The organism is Blautia sp. HCP3S3_H10_2, from assembly GCF_052122375.1.
Lineage (GTDB): Bacteria > Bacillota > Clostridia > Lachnospirales > Lachnospiraceae > Blautia_A.
Window position 1 is genome coordinate 17,144 of record NZ_JBQKCL010000018.1, and the last position, 16,327, is coordinate 33,470.

Annotated in this window: 15 protein-coding genes and 1 pseudogene; 13 read left to right on the forward strand and 3 right to left on the reverse strand. The window is 43.1% G+C overall.

Translation table 11 applies throughout. The features are described 5' to 3' along the window. The first annotated feature begins 13 nt into the window (after window positions 1-13). The 5 genes from ACTQWB_RS16375 to ACTQWB_RS16395 all read left to right on the forward strand — a co-directional run bounded on the left by ACTQWB_RS16375 (window position 14) and on the right by ACTQWB_RS16395 (window position 5,676). Window positions 14-1,378: an acetyl-CoA carboxylase biotin carboxylase subunit gene (locus ACTQWB_RS16375; RefSeq protein ID WP_441502503.1), complete on the forward strand. Its 1,365-nt coding sequence runs from the start codon at window positions 14-16 to the stop codon at window positions 1,376-1,378. After that, entirely contained in the window at window positions 1,368-3,194 is a 1,827-nt protein-coding gene (locus ACTQWB_RS16380) for an acetyl-CoA carboxylase carboxyltransferase subunit alpha (protein WP_441502504.1), read from the forward strand. Before ACTQWB_RS16375 ends, ACTQWB_RS16380 begins: the two co-directional genes overlap by 11 nt. A gap of 151 nt (window positions 3,195-3,345) precedes the next feature. Next, window positions 3,346-3,783 (forward strand): MarR family winged helix-turn-helix transcriptional regulator, encoded by a 438-nt coding sequence (locus ACTQWB_RS16385; RefSeq protein ID WP_330602502.1) that lies wholly within the window; start codon window positions 3,346-3,348, stop codon window positions 3,781-3,783. 101 nt (window positions 3,784-3,884) lie between these two features. Further along, window positions 3,885-4,931, forward strand: coding sequence for an ABC transporter substrate-binding protein (locus ACTQWB_RS16390; protein ID WP_441502505.1), 1,047 nt, complete (start codon window positions 3,885-3,887; stop codon window positions 4,929-4,931). Then, window positions 4,903-5,676, forward strand: coding sequence for an ABC transporter permease (locus ACTQWB_RS16395; RefSeq protein WP_441502506.1), 774 nt, complete (start codon window positions 4,903-4,905; stop codon window positions 5,674-5,676). The genes ACTQWB_RS16390 and ACTQWB_RS16395 overlap by 29 nt, the downstream gene beginning before the upstream one ends. A 157-nt stretch (window positions 5,677-5,833) precedes the next feature. On the opposite strand, the gene ACTQWB_RS16400 is transcribed toward ACTQWB_RS16395, so the two are convergent. The 3 genes from ACTQWB_RS16400 to ACTQWB_RS16410 form a co-directional block, all read right to left on the reverse strand. Next, window positions 5,834-6,472: an endonuclease III domain-containing protein gene (locus ACTQWB_RS16400; protein ID WP_441502507.1), complete on the reverse strand. Its 639-nt coding sequence runs from the start codon at window positions 6,470-6,472 to the stop codon at window positions 5,834-5,836. Window positions 6,473-6,997: 525 nt separating this feature from the next. After that, window positions 6,998-9,256 carry a glycogen/starch/alpha-glucan phosphorylase gene (locus tag ACTQWB_RS16405; protein WP_441502508.1) on the reverse strand — a complete coding sequence of 753 codons (2,259 nt, stop codon included), beginning with the start codon at window positions 9,254-9,256 and terminating at the stop codon, window positions 6,998-7,000. 134 nt (window positions 9,257-9,390) lie between these two features. Further along, window positions 9,391-10,287, reverse strand: coding sequence for an AraC family transcriptional regulator (locus tag ACTQWB_RS16410; RefSeq protein WP_441502509.1), 897 nt, complete (start codon window positions 10,285-10,287; stop codon window positions 9,391-9,393). Window positions 10,288-10,572: 285 nt separating this feature from the next. Between ACTQWB_RS16410 and ACTQWB_RS16415 the strand changes: the two genes are divergently transcribed. The 8 genes and pseudogenes from ACTQWB_RS16415 to ACTQWB_RS16450 all read left to right on the forward strand — a co-directional run bounded on the left by ACTQWB_RS16415 (window position 10,573) and on the right by ACTQWB_RS16450 (window position 16,261). Further along, on the forward strand, window positions 10,573-11,346 hold the full coding sequence (locus ACTQWB_RS16415) for an HD domain-containing protein (RefSeq protein WP_441502585.1): 774 nt from the start codon (window positions 10,573-10,575) through the stop codon (window positions 11,344-11,346). After that, window positions 11,340-11,909: a M48 family metallopeptidase gene (locus ACTQWB_RS16420; protein WP_441502510.1), complete on the forward strand. Its 570-nt coding sequence runs from the start codon at window positions 11,340-11,342 to the stop codon at window positions 11,907-11,909. The genes ACTQWB_RS16415 and ACTQWB_RS16420 overlap by 7 nt, the downstream gene beginning before the upstream one ends. Further along, window positions 11,906-12,907 carry a glycoside hydrolase family 5 protein gene (locus tag ACTQWB_RS16425; protein ID WP_441502511.1) on the forward strand — a complete coding sequence of 334 codons (1,002 nt, stop codon included), beginning with the start codon at window positions 11,906-11,908 and terminating at the stop codon, window positions 12,905-12,907. The genes ACTQWB_RS16420 and ACTQWB_RS16425 overlap by 4 nt, the downstream gene beginning before the upstream one ends. Continuing rightward, window positions 12,904-14,124 (forward strand): annotated as a pseudogene (locus ACTQWB_RS16430) (endonuclease Q family protein); the annotation flags it as partial. The gene ACTQWB_RS16425 and the pseudogene ACTQWB_RS16430, both read left to right, overlap by 4 nt. Next, window positions 14,118-14,567 carry a metallophosphoesterase family protein gene (locus ACTQWB_RS16435; protein WP_441502512.1) on the forward strand — a complete coding sequence of 150 codons (450 nt, stop codon included), beginning with the start codon at window positions 14,118-14,120 and terminating at the stop codon, window positions 14,565-14,567. The pseudogene ACTQWB_RS16430 and the gene ACTQWB_RS16435, both read left to right, overlap by 7 nt. Window positions 14,568-14,736: 169 nt before the next feature. Next, window positions 14,737-15,213, forward strand: a complete 477-nt coding sequence (locus ACTQWB_RS16440) for a hypothetical protein (RefSeq protein ID WP_441502513.1) — start codon at window positions 14,737-14,739, stop codon at window positions 15,211-15,213. Beyond that, complete coding sequence (locus ACTQWB_RS16445) at window positions 15,210-15,572, forward strand: CidA/LrgA family protein (RefSeq protein ID WP_441502514.1); 363 nt, start codon at window positions 15,210-15,212, stop codon at window positions 15,570-15,572. The genes ACTQWB_RS16440 and ACTQWB_RS16445 overlap by 4 nt, the downstream gene beginning before the upstream one ends. Beyond that, a complete protein-coding gene (locus ACTQWB_RS16450; RefSeq protein WP_441502515.1) occupies window positions 15,569-16,261 on the forward strand; it encodes an LrgB family protein in 693 nt (230 codons plus the stop codon). The genes ACTQWB_RS16445 and ACTQWB_RS16450 overlap by 4 nt, the downstream gene beginning before the upstream one ends. The last annotated feature ends 66 nt before the right edge of the window (window positions 16,262-16,327 follow it).

Consider the following 16,327-nt stretch of genomic DNA (forward strand, 5'->3'; position numbering starts at 1 on the left):
AAAGGATATGGATATGATCAGAAAGTTATTAATTGCCAATCGCGGGGAAATTGCAGTGAGAATTATCCGGGCATGCCGGGAAATGGGGATTGAGGCAGTTGCTGTTTATTCAGAAGCTGACAAAGAAAGCCTGCACACACAGCTTGCAGATGAAGCAATCTGTATCGGACCTGGTGCTTCTGCCGAAAGTTATCTGAATATGGAACGTATCATCAGTGCGGCAATGGTATCCGGCGCAGATGCCATACATCCAGGTTTCGGATTTTTATCAGAAAATGCCAGATTTGCACAGATTTGTGAGCAATGTAATATTACTTTCGTAGGTCCACCATCCCAGGTAATACAGAATCTTGGAAATAAACAGATTGCAAGGAACACCATGGAAGCAGCGGGAGTACCTGTGATTCCAGGCAGTACAGAAGCTATTTTGGATGCTGCTACAGGTGCCCGGGAAGCAGCCAGAATTGGCTACCCGGTAATCATAAAAGCAGCACTTGGAGGCGGAGGAAAGGGAATGCGGACAGCCTTTTCCGAAAAGGAATTTGAGCTGGCATTTCTTACTGCGCAAAAGGAAGCACAGATTGCGTTTGGGGATGGAACCATGTATATTGAACACTTTGTAGAACATCCCAGACATATTGAATTTCAGATCCTTGCTGACAGTCGGGGAAATGTGGTACACCTTGGGGAGCGTGATTGTTCAATCCAGCGTAATCATCAGAAAATGATAGAGGAATCCCCGTCCATGGCAGTATCGGATGAGCTGCGTAAAAGAATGGGAGATGCTGCTGTAAAAGCAGCAAAAGCAGCACATTATGTAAACGCAGGAACCATAGAATTTCTTTTGGAAAAAACAGGGAAATTCTATTTTATGGAGATGAATACCCGTATCCAGGTAGAGCATCCGGTAACGGAATGGGTCACAGGCCTGGATCTGGTAAAGGAGCAGTTGAAGATTGCCTCAGGTGAGCCTTTATCCTTTTCCCAGGAAGATATTAAGCTTCAAGGCCATGCTATCGAGTGCCGGATCAATGCGGAAAATCCATGGAAAAATTTCCGTCCATCGCCGGGAATGATTACGGATCTGCACCTTCCCGGAGGACAGGGAATCCGGGTGGATACAGGCATTTACAGTGGCTACCAGATTCCCCCTTATTACGATTCCATGCTTGCCAAACTGATCGTACACGGCAAAAACCGTGAGGAAGCAATCGCGAAAATGAAGAGTGCTCTTGGGGAAATGATCATCCAGGGGATAGACACAAATATTGATTATCAGTTTGAAATCATGAACGATCCGGACTATCAGAAGGGCGAGTTTGACATCGGCTTTCTGGAAAGTCACCAGATCGGAGGAGTGAAAGTAAATGAAGCTTAGATATGCTTTTAAACGTACAATTGCAAGTTCACAGACTGGCGAAGAACGGCAGATAAAACCGGAAGTACCGGATGGAATGTTGAAAAAATGCAATGCCTGCAAGGCGGCTGTGTTTGTGGATGAGGTAAAAAAGAATGATTATATCTGTCCCCATTGTGGTAATTATTTCAGGGTTCATGCAAGGCGCAGAATCGAAATGATCGTAGATGAGGGAACCTTTGAAGAGTGGGATAAGGTGATGCCGGCAAGCAATCCATTGTCCTATAAAGGCTACGAGGACAAGTTAAAGAAGCTTCAGGAAAAGACCGGACTTAATGAAGCAATTGTTACTGGAAAAGGGAAAATTGGTGGTACAGAAGCTGTTTTAGGAGTGTGCGACAGTCGTTTCCTCATGGCAAGCATGGGGGAAAACGTAGGTGAAAAGATTGCCAGAGCGGTGGAAAAAGCTACCGAAGAACGATTACCGGTAGTGCTTTTTGCCTGCTCAGGAGGCGCCAGAATGCAGGAAGGAATTGTTTCGTTGATGCAGATGGCAAAGACTTCTGCAGCATTAAAAAGACATAGTGATGCAGGTCTTCTTTATGTCAGTGTTCTTACAAATCCTACTACTGGAGGAGTGACAGCCAGCTTTGCCATGCTGGGAGATATTATCCTGGCAGAACCCAATGCGCTGATTGGTTTTGCAGGTCCCAGGGTGATCGAGCAGACGATCCGGCAGAAGCTTCCAAAAGGTTTTCAAAGGTCGGAATTTCTGCTGGAGCATGGATTTATAGACCGGATCGTGGAACGGAAAGATATGAAGGGAATACTGGCCCGAATCTTAAATATGCATTGTGAAGTTAGTCTGAAATCCGAAGATAATGAGTTAGGAAAGCAAGTAAATACAACGGAAAGCATAGAAAATTCCATTGAAGATCAAGTAGAAAATGTGCAGGAAACGGTAGTAGGAAATATAGCAGGAAATGCCGTGGACAATGGGACTGAAACTTGGAAAAAACAGGTGGGCAGCTTCGAAAAAAAGCAGATAAACGAGACAAAATCTGCATGGGAACATGTCCAGCTTGCCCGCAGCAAAGAACGACCTACCGGGAAAGATTATATCCCCTGTCTGTTTGACCATTTTACGGAGCTTCATGGTGACCGCCTTTTCGGAGATGATCCAGCCATGATTGGAGGAATTGCATATTTTAATAAAAGACCTGTAACTGTAATCATACAGGAAAAAGGAAACGGCACCAAGGAGAATATTGCGCATAATTTTGGCATGGTTTCCCCGGAGGGCTATCGGAAATCCCTGCGTCTTATGAAACAGGCTGAGAAGTTTAAAAGACCTGTGATCTGTCTGGTAGATACTCCTGGCGCATTTTGCGGAGTGGAGGCAGAAGAGCGTGGACAGGGCGAGGCAATTGCCAGAAATCTGTTTGAAATGTCAGGACTTAAGGTACCTGTGCTTTCTATTGTCATCGGGGAAGGGGGAAGTGGTGGTGCCCTTGCCCTTGCTGTAGGAGATGAAGTATGGATGCTGGAAAATTCCATTTATTCCATTCTTTCACCCGAAGGTTTTGCCTCAATCCTATGGAAAGACAGCTCAAAGGCGAAGGAAGCTGCCCAGGTGATGAAGCTGACAGCAAAAGATCTGAAAGCACTTGGGATTGTTGAACAGATAATACCAGAAAAAATGCCTTTTACCAGAGAAAATATGGCAGATACAATGAATATCCTAAAAGAAAGGATCCATAATTTCCTGAAATCATACACAATTCTTGATTCGGAAAAATTACTGAATAAGCGTTACAATCGTTATAGAAATTTGTAAAAATGTAGAAAAATACACTGGAATGTGATATACTTACCGTAAATATTTGCTTGGAAAATTTGCAGAAAAATAGTTGCTGCGAACGGGAGCGAGCAGTAACTGAAAATGGGCTGCTGTCATCTGGCAGTATGTCAGTTTAGGAGAGAAAAGAGTGGAGAACAGGGAAGTCATTAACGATGTGCTGGTACATCTGTTTAACGAGATCATGGAACTGGAAGAACAGGCGATCATTACGGAAGAATATAAGGATATCACCAATAACGATATGCATATTATTGAGGCTGTCGGCCTTGGCGGAAATAAAATGTCCGACATTGCCGCTAAGCTGAATATCACCGTAGGCTCCCTGACTACATCCATGAACAGCCTGGTAAAAAAGGGCTACGCTACAAGAGAGAGAAGCGAACAGGACCGCCGTGTGGTATTTATTCATCTTACACTAAAGGGTAGAAAAGCATATCATCATCATGCAGAATTTCACCGCAAGATGACAGATGCAGTACTGGATGTACTGGATGAGAAGGAAGCGCTTGTTCTCGCCAAGGCGTTAGACAGCCTGACACTTTTCTTCAGACAATACAAGTCGTGAACCTTTCTGCTGAAAATCCAAGGGACAAATATGTGGTCGCTGCGGCATAAGCTGGCAGTAGAATATACTGGATTCAGATCAGATCCGGAAAGGAAAGTCCTATGAAGAGAAAAACATTATCCTGGCTTATGGCCGCAGTACTGGGTGTGGTAACACTGACTGGAAGCATTGCTGGTGCGGATATTGTATTTGCCCAGGAAGAGAACGAAGAATCAGAGGCAACAGGAAGTGAATCAGATGAAGAAGCAGTAGCAGAGGAAGCAGACTCGGATTCTTCTGCGATGAAGGTTGGGGCGATGAAAGGACCTACCGCCATGGGAATGGCACAGCTTCTTGATGATGGAAATTATGAGTTTTCCATTGTTGCATCACCAGACGAGATCGTACCGATGATCGTTCAGGGACAGGTTGATGTGGCAGCAGTTCCATCTAATCTTGCATCTGTTTTATATCAGAAAACAGACAAAAACATCAGTGTACTTGCAGTTAATACACTGGGAATCCTTTATCTTGTGGAGAATGGTGATTCCATTTCATCAGTAGAAGATCTGAAGGGAAAAACCATCTATGCAAGTGGAAAAGGAGCTACTCCGGAATATGCCTTGAATTCTGTTCTGGAAGCCAATGGAGTGGATCCTGAGAAAGATGTGACCATTGAGTACAAATCCGAACACGCAGAGGTTGTGGCAGCTCTTGCGGAAGATCAGACTGCAGTAGGACTTCTTCCCCAGCCATTTGTTACAACTGCACTTATGAAAAACGAAAATCTCCGGGTTGCTCTTGATCTGAACCAGCTCTGGGAGTCTTCTGCAACAGATGGAAGCAGACTGGTAACAGGAGTTGTGGTAGCGAGAAATGATTATCTGAAAGAACATGAAGCAGATGTAGACGCTTTTATGGATGCCTATAAGGATTCTGTGGAATTTGTAAATTCTGACCCGGATGCAGCTGCTCAGATCATTGGAGACCATGATATCATTCCGGCTGAGGTTGCCGCAAAAGCTATTCCGGAATGCAGTATTGTATTCATGGAAGGGGATGAAATGGAGACCATTCTTTCTGGTTATCTGAATACATTAAATGTACAGAATCCGGAAACCATCGGAGGCCAGTTACCAGATGAGGACTTCTATTACAAACGTTCCTGAGAACAAAAAGCATCAGATAGTTTATAAAATTCTGGCAGCTGCTGTATGGATTCTGGTATGGCAGCTGGTCAGTATGTGGCTGAAACAGGAGATCCTTCTGGCATCTCCTGTTTCTGTTGTAAAAAGACTTACAGAACTTGTATGGACAATGGATTTCTGGAAATCCGTCGCATTTAGTTTTGAGAGAATCATTCTTGGATTTTCACTTGCCTTGATTCTGGGAACAGTTTTTGCAGCACTTTCTTATTGCTTTTTTGCAGTAGAAGTATTGATGGAGCCGCTGATTCTGGTGATCAAAGCTACACCGGTTGCCTCTTTTATCATCTTGTGCCTGATCTGGATCCCGTCCCGGAACCTATCTGTTTTTATTTCTTTTTTGATGGTCTTTCCAGTGGTTTATACGAATCTTCTGGAGGGACTGAGACAGACCGACGGACAGCTTCTGGAGATGGCAGATTCTTTTGGCGCCGGTTCCTGGAAAAAGGTACAATTTGTCTATCTTTCCCAGGTTATGCCTTACGCAGTTACAGCTTGTAAGCTTGGACTTGGACTTTGCTGGAAAGCAGGCGTTGCCGCAGAAGTGATTGGCATTCCTACCGGTTCCATCGGTGAAAAATTATACAAAGCCAAGGTATATCTGGAGACGCCGGATTTGTTTGCCTGGACGATCGTGATCATAGCTGTGAGCGTAGGATTTGAGAAAGTATTTATGTTTTGTCTCAAAAAAATAGTGGGCAGGTTTTAAAACCTGCCCACAAAATCGTTTTTGCAATCTGTATGCTCCACTTTGTGGCATATTTTATCTGAAGTGGTTATCGTAGTCTGCTACGACATTTTCATTTAAGGCCCAATCTTCCATAAATTGTAACATTCATTTTGCGGAAATCAATTTTCATATATGCTTATTTAACTCCATGTCTGGCACAGATATCAGCCAGACAGCACCTGTCACAATAAGGTGCAGTTCTGGCAGTACAGACCTCCCGTCCATGATTGACAAGGCGGTGGCAGAAATCATTTCCTTCTTCTGGCGGGATGATCTTCCATAAAGCCATTTCTACCTTCTTTGGATCCTTCTGGTTATCTACAAGACCGATCCGGTTCGTAAGGCGGATACAATGGGTATCCGTGACAATAGCTGGTTTACCAAAAACATCCCCCATGATCAGATTGGCACTTTTACGTCCAACCCCTGGAAGGGCAAGCAATGCATCGAAATCACATGGAACCTTATCCTGATACTTTTCATGGAGAATCTTCATACATGCACTGATATCCCTGGCCTTACTTTTCCCAAGCCCACAGGGCTTCACAATAGCTTCAATTTCCTCCGGGGTAGCAGCTGCAAGAGCAGCCACATCCGGGAATTTTTTGTACAGATCCTGCACGACAACATTGACCCGCGCATCCGTACACTGTGCAGCCAATCTTACACTAACCAGCAGCTTCCATGCTTCGTCATAATCAAGTGTACAGTCCGCCAGTGGGTATTCCTTTTTTAAACGATCTATTACCTCAAGAGCAAGTTCTTCTTTTGTCATATTGTTATTCCTCTTTCTGTTTTCTGCTTAATATTCTATTTGGCCGGTAATTGCATTGTCAACAATGAAGGTGCAATTACTGACTGGATAAAGCAATAAATTATTTTCGCAATTTCATATGCGTACTTCGACTTATGCTTTGCAGAACATTTTTAGAACCCATATTCTTGAATACATTGTAATTAGAAAATACTCATTTTGCAACTGGCAATATTTTAAAGATAATGATTTATAAAAAAATATTTTGTTTGCATTTGACGGAGGTTATTATGTTAATTTTATATGTTGATTTAACAGTTGATGCAGTTATGTAATGTGAGTAAACAGACAGCCAGGGGTGCTGCGTTACAGACAGTTAGTTAAATTTGAGGATTTAGTGAGCATAGCGACAGCCCCGTATGCACTGTCTGAGCCCAAAGGGCAAGTTTGCATACGGGGCTGTCAATAGGCGGCGGAACAAAATCCTCAAATTTAACGTTGTCTGTAACGCAGCACCCCTGGCTGGCGTCCACCTCCACACATTTTTTAATTCAAATGCCAGATATCCTTATTATACTGCTCAATAGTTCTGTCAGAAGAGAAGAATCCAGCCTCCCCAATATTAACCAGCATCTTTTTAGCCCAGCTGTTGCGGTCTTCATAATCCGCAAACACCTGATCTTTTACTTTAATATAATCCTTAAGGTCAAGCAGAGTCATAAACCAGTCTTTATTGAGAAGCTCATTATAGAAGTTTCTAAGATGCTCCTCTTTACCAAGCTTCAGCATCGGCTCACTGACAATGAAATCCACATATTTCTTAATATCAGCATCGCCCTCATAAATTGCTCTGGAATTATAATCCATCTTCTCATAATGCTTGATAACTTCATCACTGGATTCGCCAAAGATATAAATATTATCTTTGCCTACCAGGTCACTGATCTCTACGTTGGCTCCATCCATAGTACCAAGAGTAACTGCACCATTCAGCATAAACTTCATGTTACCAGTACCACTTGCCTCCTTGGAAGCAAGGGAAATCTGCTCGGAAATATCGCAGGCAGGAATCAGCTTCTCAGCAGCGCTGACATTGTAATTCTCTACCATAACAAGCTTCATGTAAGGAGCAACATCCGGATCATTCTGAATCAGAGATTCCAGAGTCAGAAGCAGATGAATGATATCTTTTGCAATGTAATAAGCAGGAGCTGCCTTTGCACCAAAGATAAAGGTAATCGGTCTCTCCGGCTTCTTTCCGCCCTTGATCTCCAGATACTTGTAAATGATATAAAGTGCATTCAGCTGCTGACGTTTGTACTCATGAAGTCTCTTGATCTGAATATCAAATACACTGTTCTCATCAATCTCGATACCTGTATTTTCCAGTACAAAATCCTTACAGATCTTCTTGGCATCTGCTTTAATTGCAAGCAGCTGATCCAGAACTTTCTGGTCATCCTTGTATGCAAGAAGCTTCTTCAGCTCATCTGCGTTTTTCTTATAACCATCTCCAATAAGAGAAGAAATAAACCTGGTAAGTGGCTGGTTACAATACATTAACCAGCGGCGGAAGGTGATACCATTGGTCTTATTATTGAATTTTTCAGGATAAATCTCATAAAACTGATGCAGCTCAGAGTTCTTCAGAATTTCTGTATGAAGGGCTGCAACACCATTGATAGAGAATCCATAATGAATATCCATGTGAGCCATATGAACCAGATTATTGCTGTCGATAATGGCAAGGTTTTCAGCCGGATATTTGGCTTTTACTTTTTCATCCAGCTTGCGGATGATCGGAACCAGCTGCGGAACAATGTCTTCCAGATAGTAGATCGGCCATTTTTCCAGCGCTTCAGCCAGGATGGTATGGTTGGTGTAAGCGCATACATGGGAAACGATTTCAGCTGCCTCATCAAAGTCGATTCCACGCTCTCCAAGGAGGCGGATAAACTCTGGAATGATCATACTTGGATGGGTATCGTTGATCTGTACAACTGCATAATCAGCCAGGTCATGAAGGTTGCTTCCTTTGGAAATGGCTTCATCAAGGATGAGCTGGGCTGCATTGCTTACCATAAAATACTGCTGGTAAACACGAAGCTTACGTCCATCCTCATCACTGTCGTCCGGATACAGGAACAGTGTCAGGTTGTGTAAAATATCTTTTTTATTAAAGGTGATTCCGTCATGAACCATGGACTCATCAGCCAGATCAATGTCAAAAAGACGAAGGCGGATGGCCTTGTTTTCATAACCTGCCACATCAATATTATACATGGTAGATTTCAGGGAAAATCCTCTGAAAGGAACCATGTAAGTCACGTCTGTAGCGGTCAGCCAGGAATCCGGTGTGATCCACGGATTGGGTACTTCATGCTGGAGATTGTCCTCAAAAACCTGTTTGAAAAGTCCCAGATGATAGTTCAGGCCGATACCTTCACCAGGCAATCCGAGGGTTGCGATGGAGTCCAAAAAGCAGGCTGCCAGACGGCCAAGACCGCCATTTCCAAGAGATGGCTCCGGCTCAACAGATTCAATCTCTGCCAGTGACTTACCGTTTTCTTTTAAGAATTCTGCGACCTGATCGTAGATGCCGAGGTTGATCAGATTATTGGAAAGCAGCTTTCCAATAAGAAATTCGGCGGAAATATAATAAATCTTTTTCTTTCCATCGTGATAGCCTTTTGCGGCCAGCTGTTCTTTGGTATATGTGAGAAGTGCTTCGTATACTTCCTGGTCTGTACATGCTGCGCAATCTTTGTGGAACATGTCCTGAATCATAGTTTCTAAAGCTTTCATAAATTTCTCCTTTCAAAGACACATATGGTGTGTCCTTTTCCAATCCAGTTCTACATTCTGTTGGGTATTACCTTCTTTTGATGGTGTTATATTAGCATATGCAGATATGAGAAAAATACAACAAAACTGTTCTGTTATGACATTTTTTTGCGAAATTTATGAGGGGATAACTGGTTGGCTTCCTGGAATTTTTTGATAAAATAGCTGGTGTTATTGAAGCCAACATCCAGTGCGATATCCGTTACGGAGGCATCTGTGTGCAAAAGCAGGGATTTCGCCTTCTCAAGTCTGTAATCATTCAGGTATGCGGCCGCTGTTTTTCCAGTATATTGCTTGAATAGCTTCATAAAGTAAAATTCACTGTAGTTGGAAAGACCGGATAATTCCTTCACGGACAAAGGCTCCCGGTAATGGGCGCTGATATAATCCAGTACTTTTTTTATGGATAAAAGATTCCTGTTCTGTTCGGCGTCGGTTGTGATAATGTAATTTCCGGCCAGCATTTCATAGAAAAGTCCATAGAAAAGTCCCTTCAGTTTCATATAATAAAAAGGCGGCTTTTCCCTGTGACAGTTATGGATCTCACAGAAAAGATGGAAAATATTGTGGTAATTTTCATGGGATGGAGTGATTAAATGAGTGAACTCAGCACGGTTTTCCATAAGCAGGGAAATTACTTTTTCCTGGCAAAGATCACCTGCAGGACCAGCCAGAAAACTAAGATCAAACACCACACTTCTGTAATATAAAATATGCCTGGAATCAGATTTGATTCCGTGCAGGACACCGCTGTTGACGATCAGGAGATCTCCCTCTTTCAGCCGCAAGGTCTCTCTGTTCAGACGGGCAAGACCGCTTCCCTGGTCAATGCAGATGATTTCCATCTCTTTATGCCAGTGATTGTACAGAGAACGGAAAATTTCGCAGTTATCGGTATAGGTTTCAACAGGCAGCTCAAAGGAACCATGGGTTTCCAGTTCTTTCATGGTTTCGTCTACATTTGGTGAAACGTCAGGTGTTTTATCTGTCATTGTCTTTTGGCCCTTTCCAGGAATGTTGTATTCATACGAGGTTAGGGACAAAAGCTTTATGGTGCAGGCACGAATGGATTTCTGACCTTTTGCCCCTGGTATCATCGATATTATACGTTATGGGAAAAAAGTGTGCAAGCCACAACAAGCTTCGCTTGGAACAGTTACCACATTATATAGAAATTTCCGAAAATCCCCGGCTTCTATTGGAAAAGAGAGAGTGGTGGTTTATAATAAGAAAAAGACTTATGAAGGAATAAAAGAAAGAGGAACAGACTGTTGAAAATTGATTTTAACCACGCAAAAGAGGTTTTTGAAGAATATTTAAATGAATATGACCGGGAAGATGAGAAAATCAGATTAAAGATCGTGCACACCTACGGTGTTGTAAAAAGTGCCCGGGAAATCGGACACAGAATGCATCTGAATGAGGAAGACCAGCAGCTGGCAGAGCTGATTGCCTTGCTGCACGATATTGGGCGGTTTGAGCAGATCAGGCTTTATGACAGCTTTTCCCCAGACACCATGGATCATGCAGCTTTTGGGGCAGAATTATTATTCGAAGGGGAGCATCCTTTGATTCGCAGATTTCTGGATGATCGGAAATATGATGAGATCATTTGCACGGCAATTGCCAGACACAGTGATTTTAAACTGGGAGGAATCCAGGATGAGAGGATTCTTTTTCATGCCAAAATGATCCGTGACGCAGATAAACTGGACAACTGCAGAGTGAAACTGGAGGAAGCTGTGGAGGCCATGATAGGTGTATGTCAGGAGCAGGCTGGTGAGGGTAAAATATCACCAAAAGTATGGGAAGCCTGCATGAAAAAGGAGTCCGTTCTGTCTGAGAACCGTGTGACACCAGTTGATTACTGGGTGTCCTATGTGGTTCAATATTACGACCTGAATTTTAAAGAAACATGGCAGATCATGAAGGAAGAGAATTATATTTCCAGAATCATAAAGAGACTGGATTATAAGGATAAAGACACCAGGGAAAAGATGAAATTACTGGAGCAGCAGATGAATGAATATATGGAGAAAATCTTATGCTGAACCAGGATATTTCCTATCAGATCATTCGCAGCAGCCGTAGGACTATGAGTCTGGAAATAAAGCCAGATGGCAGGATTATTGTGCGTGCGCCCATTCGTTTATCGGATGCCAGAATCCGTAAATTTGTAGAGGAAAAGCAGGAATGGATTCTGAAAAATCTGGAAAAAATGGAAAAAAGAGAGGAGATAAAGGAACATGTAAAAAGGCTGTCTGCATTGGAAAGGCAGCATCTGCAGAACAAAGCCTGTGTGGTAATTCCAAGAAGAGTAGCTTATTTTGCTGATAAGATCGGGGTAAGCTATGGGCGGATCACTTTACGGCAGCAGAAGACAAGATGGGGGAGCTGTGCGGCGAATGGCAATCTGAATTTTAACTGGCTGTTAATTCTGGCACCGCCTGAAGTGCTGGATTATGTGGTGGTGCATGAGCTTTGCCACCGCAAGGAGATGAACCATTCCCAGGCATTCTGGAAAGAAGTGGAAGCCATTCTTCCAGACTACCGGGAGAGAGAAAAATGGTTAAAGGACAATGGCTGGAAATTGATGGAGGAGGGATCTTCATGAAAGAAAAAGGAAAGAAATGGTGGGGAGTGCTTCTTGTAATGCTGCTTTTATGCGCATTTTGCGTGCCGGTATCTGCGGCATCCAAGCTTCCAAGACTGCAGGTAAAAGGTACAAAGCTTGTAAACAGCAGCGGGAAAACCGTACAGCTCCGTGGCGTAAGCACACATGGTTTATCCTGGTATCCGGAGTATGTGAATCAGAGTGCATTCACTTATATTAAGAAGAACTGGAAAGTAAATGCAGTACGACTTGCTATGTACACCGCAGAGTACAATGGCTATTGTACTGGCGATACCGCTAATCAGCGTAAGCTGGAAGCCTGCATTGACAATGGGGTAAAATATGCCACAAAGGCAGGGCTGTATGTGATTATTGACTGGCATATTTTAAGTGATGGCAATCCCCAGCAGTATCAGAGCCAGTCATTAAAATTCTTCAAAAAAATGGCAAAAAAATACAAGAATAATACCAATGTGATTTATGAAATCTGCAACGAACCGAATGGAGGAACCTCCTGGAATACGATCAAAAAATATGCAGAAAAAATCATAAAAGGCATTCGTACTTATGATAAAAAAGCTGTGATCCTGGTGGGAACACCGAACTGGTCACAGGATGTTGACCAGGCGGCATTGTCTCCGGTTGCAAAGAAATACAGGAAAAATGTAATGTACACCTTGCATTTCTACGCTGCTACACACAAGCAGTGGTTAAGGGATAAAGCCCAGACTGCCCTCAATAAAGGACTTCCTTTATTTGTATCAGAGTTCAGTATTTGTGATGCTTCTGGAAATGGTGGACTGGATAAAGCTGAAGCGAAAAAATGGCTGACCTTCCTGGACAAAAATAAGATCAGTTATTTTGCATGGAGTCTGTCAAATAAAGCAGAAAGCTCTGCACTTATTAAATCAAATTGCAGCAAGACCAGCAAATGGACATCAGGTAATCTGACAGCAGCAGGCAAATGGATCACAAATTGGTATAAGAAGAAAAAATGAAAATAATTGCAGATTTACACATTCATTCCAGATATTCCATGGCGACCAGTAAGCTTGGCTGTCCGGAATATCTGGACCTTTGGGCAAGAAAAAAGGGAATTTCCCTGGTGGGAACCGGTGATTTTACCCATCCTGCCTGGCGGGAAGAACTAAAAGAAAAGCTGACTCCGGCAGAAGCTGGGCTTTACCGGTTAAAGGAGGAATATGTCCTGGAAGAAGCCAGGGCACTTCAAAGGCAGGCACCCCGTTTTGTGGTTACCGGGGAGATCAGTTCCATTTATAAAAAGAATGGAAAGTGCCGCAAGGTACACAATGTGCTGATTCTTCCAGGGCTTGAAGCCGCAGATAAGATGGCCAAAAAGCTTAGTACGATCGGCAATATCCATTCTGATGGAAGACCGATTCTGGGACTTGACTGCCATGACCTTCTGGAAATTTTACTGGAAAAATGTCCTGATGGGATGCTGGTTCCTGCGCATATATGGACACCGCATTTTGGATTATTTGGAGCTGCTTCCGGCTTTGATAATATGGAGGAATGCTTTGAGGACCTTACGCCGTATATTCATGCAGTAGAGACTGGCTTGTCATCAGATCCGCCTATGAACTGGCGGTTATCTGCTCTTGATGGGCTTCAATTGATCTCAAATTCAGATGCACATTCACCGTCAAAGCTTGGCAGGGAAGCGAATTTACTGGATATTGAGCTGTCTTATAATGGACTTTTTGAAGCCATTCAGTACGGAAAAGGCCTTATGGGAACCCTGGAATTTTTTCCGGAAGAAGGAAAATATCACTTTGACGGACACCGGAAATGCCATATCTGTCTGAGCCCTGAAGAGGCGGAAAAGTATCATGGGAAATGTCCGGTTTGTGGTAAGAAACTGACCATGGGAGTCGATCACCGGATCTTGGATCTGGCTGACCGGAAAAGTGGTTTTGTGAAGAAAAATGCCAGACCTTTTGAGAGCATTGTACCTCTTCCGGAAGTGATATCTGCCTGTGTCGGAAAGGCTGTAACGACCAAAACGGTCACTGGAGAATACGAAAAAATGCTTCAGAAACTGGGAAACGAATTTCAGATTTTAAGGGAAATACCCATTGAAGATATTGAGAAAGAAAGCAGCGAGAGGATTGCTTCCGGCATTGCGAAGCTGAGAAATAAAGAGGTGATCTGTACACCTGGATTTGATGGAGAATATGGAAAAATATGTCTGTAAGAATTGGAATTATTTCAGATACCCATGGACTTCTGAGACCGGAAGTTGTGGAAATATTAAAAGGCTGTGACTGCATTTTTCATGCAGGAGATGTAGACAGACCCGAGATTCTGGATGCCCTCAGACCACTGGGGGCATTATATGTTGTAAGGGGAAATAATGATGGTTACTGGGCGCAGAATCTGCGAAGAAGCCTGTCGTTTCAGGTTGGAAATGTGAAATTTTTTATGGTTCACGACAGGAAAGACGTAGCCTGGGAACTGGGAGATACAAAGGTGGTGATCTTTGGACACAGCCATCAGTACTTTTGCAAAGAAATCGATGGAAGGCTATGGCTGAATCCTGGAAGCTGCGGGAGAAGCCGTTTTGGAGGAGATGTGACGATGGCGGTGATGACAGTGGAAAATGGCAGCTTTGAAGTGAAAAAAATTGTTTTTTAGTAATAAAAAATGGTATTGAAGTAATTAAAAAATCGTCTTGTAGCAATTATTTGTAGAAAAAATGAGGAAAAGCAGAGACAGAATTGTCGAAAGATTGCATTGAAATTTTAATAAGATAGGGTATAATGAGGCAGAAGAAAAAATGCCATGAAAGAAATGAGGATTTGCAGTGGAGAAAAAAGAAATCGATGTGAAATTCATTGTAGGAATTGTCATTCTTCTGATAATCTTTGGTGTAGTAGGTGGTTCTTTCTGGAATCTTGTTGCCAGACAGGCACAGATTGATAAGCAGGAAGAGGCACGTCTTGAAAAAGAAGCTATCCGTGCCATTTACGTGGAAGCCGGGGATGTACTGAAGGAAATGGTATTCGTAGATATGGATAAAAAAACAGTTTTCAAAGCAGCTATCCCGAAAGAGGGAATTTATAACAAAAATGATAAATTGATCGCCGGGGATACTTTGGAAAATGGAGATATGGTAAAAATCTACGGAGACGGAAATATGACAAGATCCATCCCGGCCCAATATCCAGGGGTTACGAAGATGAAAAGAAATGGCAGGGCTACATTAGAAGAGCTTCAGCCATATCTGGAAATTGCAAATGAACTTCTTTGTGGAGACAGCGAGGAGGAAGACAGAAAGTGAAGTATCTAAGGCAATTTTGTATTATTCTGCTGATTTCAGCGTTAGGGGAAGGACTGCATATCCTTCTGCCGCTTCCGGTACCGGCCAGTGTATATGGTCTTGTATTGATGCTCGGGGCACTTACAAGTGGAATCCTGAAGCTTGAGCAGGTGGAAGATGCAGCTGATTTTCTGGTTGAGATCATGCCAGTTATGTTTGTTCCGGCCGGGGTTGGCCTTTTGGAAGCGTGGGGGGATCTGCAGCCGATCTGGCTTCCTGTTGTGATCATCACGATTCTGACAACGGTTATTGTAATGGTTGTTACCGGACGCAGTACCCAGTTTGTGATCAGAAAAGACAGGAGGAAAGAGAAGAAATGATATCTGTTATTGAAAATTCCCTGTTTTTCGGGGCAGCCTTAAGTCTTGTTGGATATGAGGTCGGGCTTTTATTAAAGAAAAAATTTAAGATGGCTTTGTTCAATCCCCTTTTGATCGCGATTCTGTGTGTGATGGGCGTCCTTCAGCTTATGCAGGTGGACTACAAGACCTATAATGCCGGCGGCCAGTATATCAGTTATCTGCTTACTCCGGCTACCGTATGTCTGGCTGTACCTCTTTACAGACAGCTTACACTGCTTCGTAAGAATCTGAAAGCCGTCATTATCGGAATTGTTTCCGGTGTGCTTGCAAGTATGGTAAGTGTTCTTATTTTTGCAAAACTGTTCGGACTTTCCCATGCAGAGTATGTTACCTTGCTTCCGAAATCCATTACAACAGCTATTGGAATGGGTGTATCGGAAGAGCTTGGGGGACTTGTGACGATCACAGTTGCAGTGATCATTATTACCGGTGTACTTGGGAATGTGATCGCTGAAGCAGTCTGTAAGATTGCAAAAATCGAGGAACCCATCGCAAAAGGTCTGGCACTTGGAACCTCTGCCCATGCCATTGGAACAGCCAAAGCAATGGAAATGGGACCTGTAGAAGGGGCGATGAGTAGCCTTGCAATTGCTGTAGCAGGGCTTCTGACGGTTATTGCAGCCTCTGTCTTTGCAGGATTTATGTAAGGAATTACGCTCTGGAAATGTATACTAATTAAATGTTCAATGGCGGAAACCGCATGATATTGCTTG

Excerpts from the sequence above, each read along its gene's own strand:
- ACTQWB_RS16375 (WP_441502503.1), top strand. The coding sequence starts at position 14 with ATGATCAGAAAGTTATTAATTGCCAATCGCGGGGAAATTGCAGTGAGA.
- ACTQWB_RS16405 (WP_441502508.1), bottom strand. The coding sequence starts at position 9,256 with ATGAAAGCTTTAGAAACTATGATTCAGGACATGTTCCACAAAGATTGC.
- ACTQWB_RS16425 (WP_441502511.1), top strand. The coding sequence starts at position 11,906 with ATGAAAGAAAAAGGAAAGAAATGGTGGGGAGTGCTTCTTGTAATGCTG.
- ACTQWB_RS16400 (WP_441502507.1), bottom strand. The coding sequence starts at position 6,472 with ATGACAAAAGAAGAACTTGCTCTTGAGGTAATAGATCGTTTAAAAAAG.
- ACTQWB_RS16450 (WP_441502515.1), top strand. The coding sequence starts at position 15,569 with ATGATATCTGTTATTGAAAATTCCCTGTTTTTCGGGGCAGCCTTAAGT.
- ACTQWB_RS16435 (WP_441502512.1), top strand. The coding sequence starts at position 14,118 with ATGTCTGTAAGAATTGGAATTATTTCAGATACCCATGGACTTCTGAGA.
- ACTQWB_RS16395 (WP_441502506.1), top strand. The coding sequence starts at position 4,903 with ATGAGGACTTCTATTACAAACGTTCCTGAGAACAAAAAGCATCAGATA.
- ACTQWB_RS16420 (WP_441502510.1), top strand. The coding sequence starts at position 11,340 with ATGCTGAACCAGGATATTTCCTATCAGATCATTCGCAGCAGCCGTAGG.
- ACTQWB_RS16380 (WP_441502504.1), top strand. The coding sequence starts at position 1,368 with ATGAAGCTTAGATATGCTTTTAAACGTACAATTGCAAGTTCACAGACT.
- ACTQWB_RS16410 (WP_441502509.1), bottom strand. The coding sequence starts at position 10,287 with ATGACAGATAAAACACCTGACGTTTCACCAAATGTAGACGAAACCATG.
- ACTQWB_RS16390 (WP_441502505.1), top strand. The coding sequence starts at position 3,885 with ATGAAGAGAAAAACATTATCCTGGCTTATGGCCGCAGTACTGGGTGTG.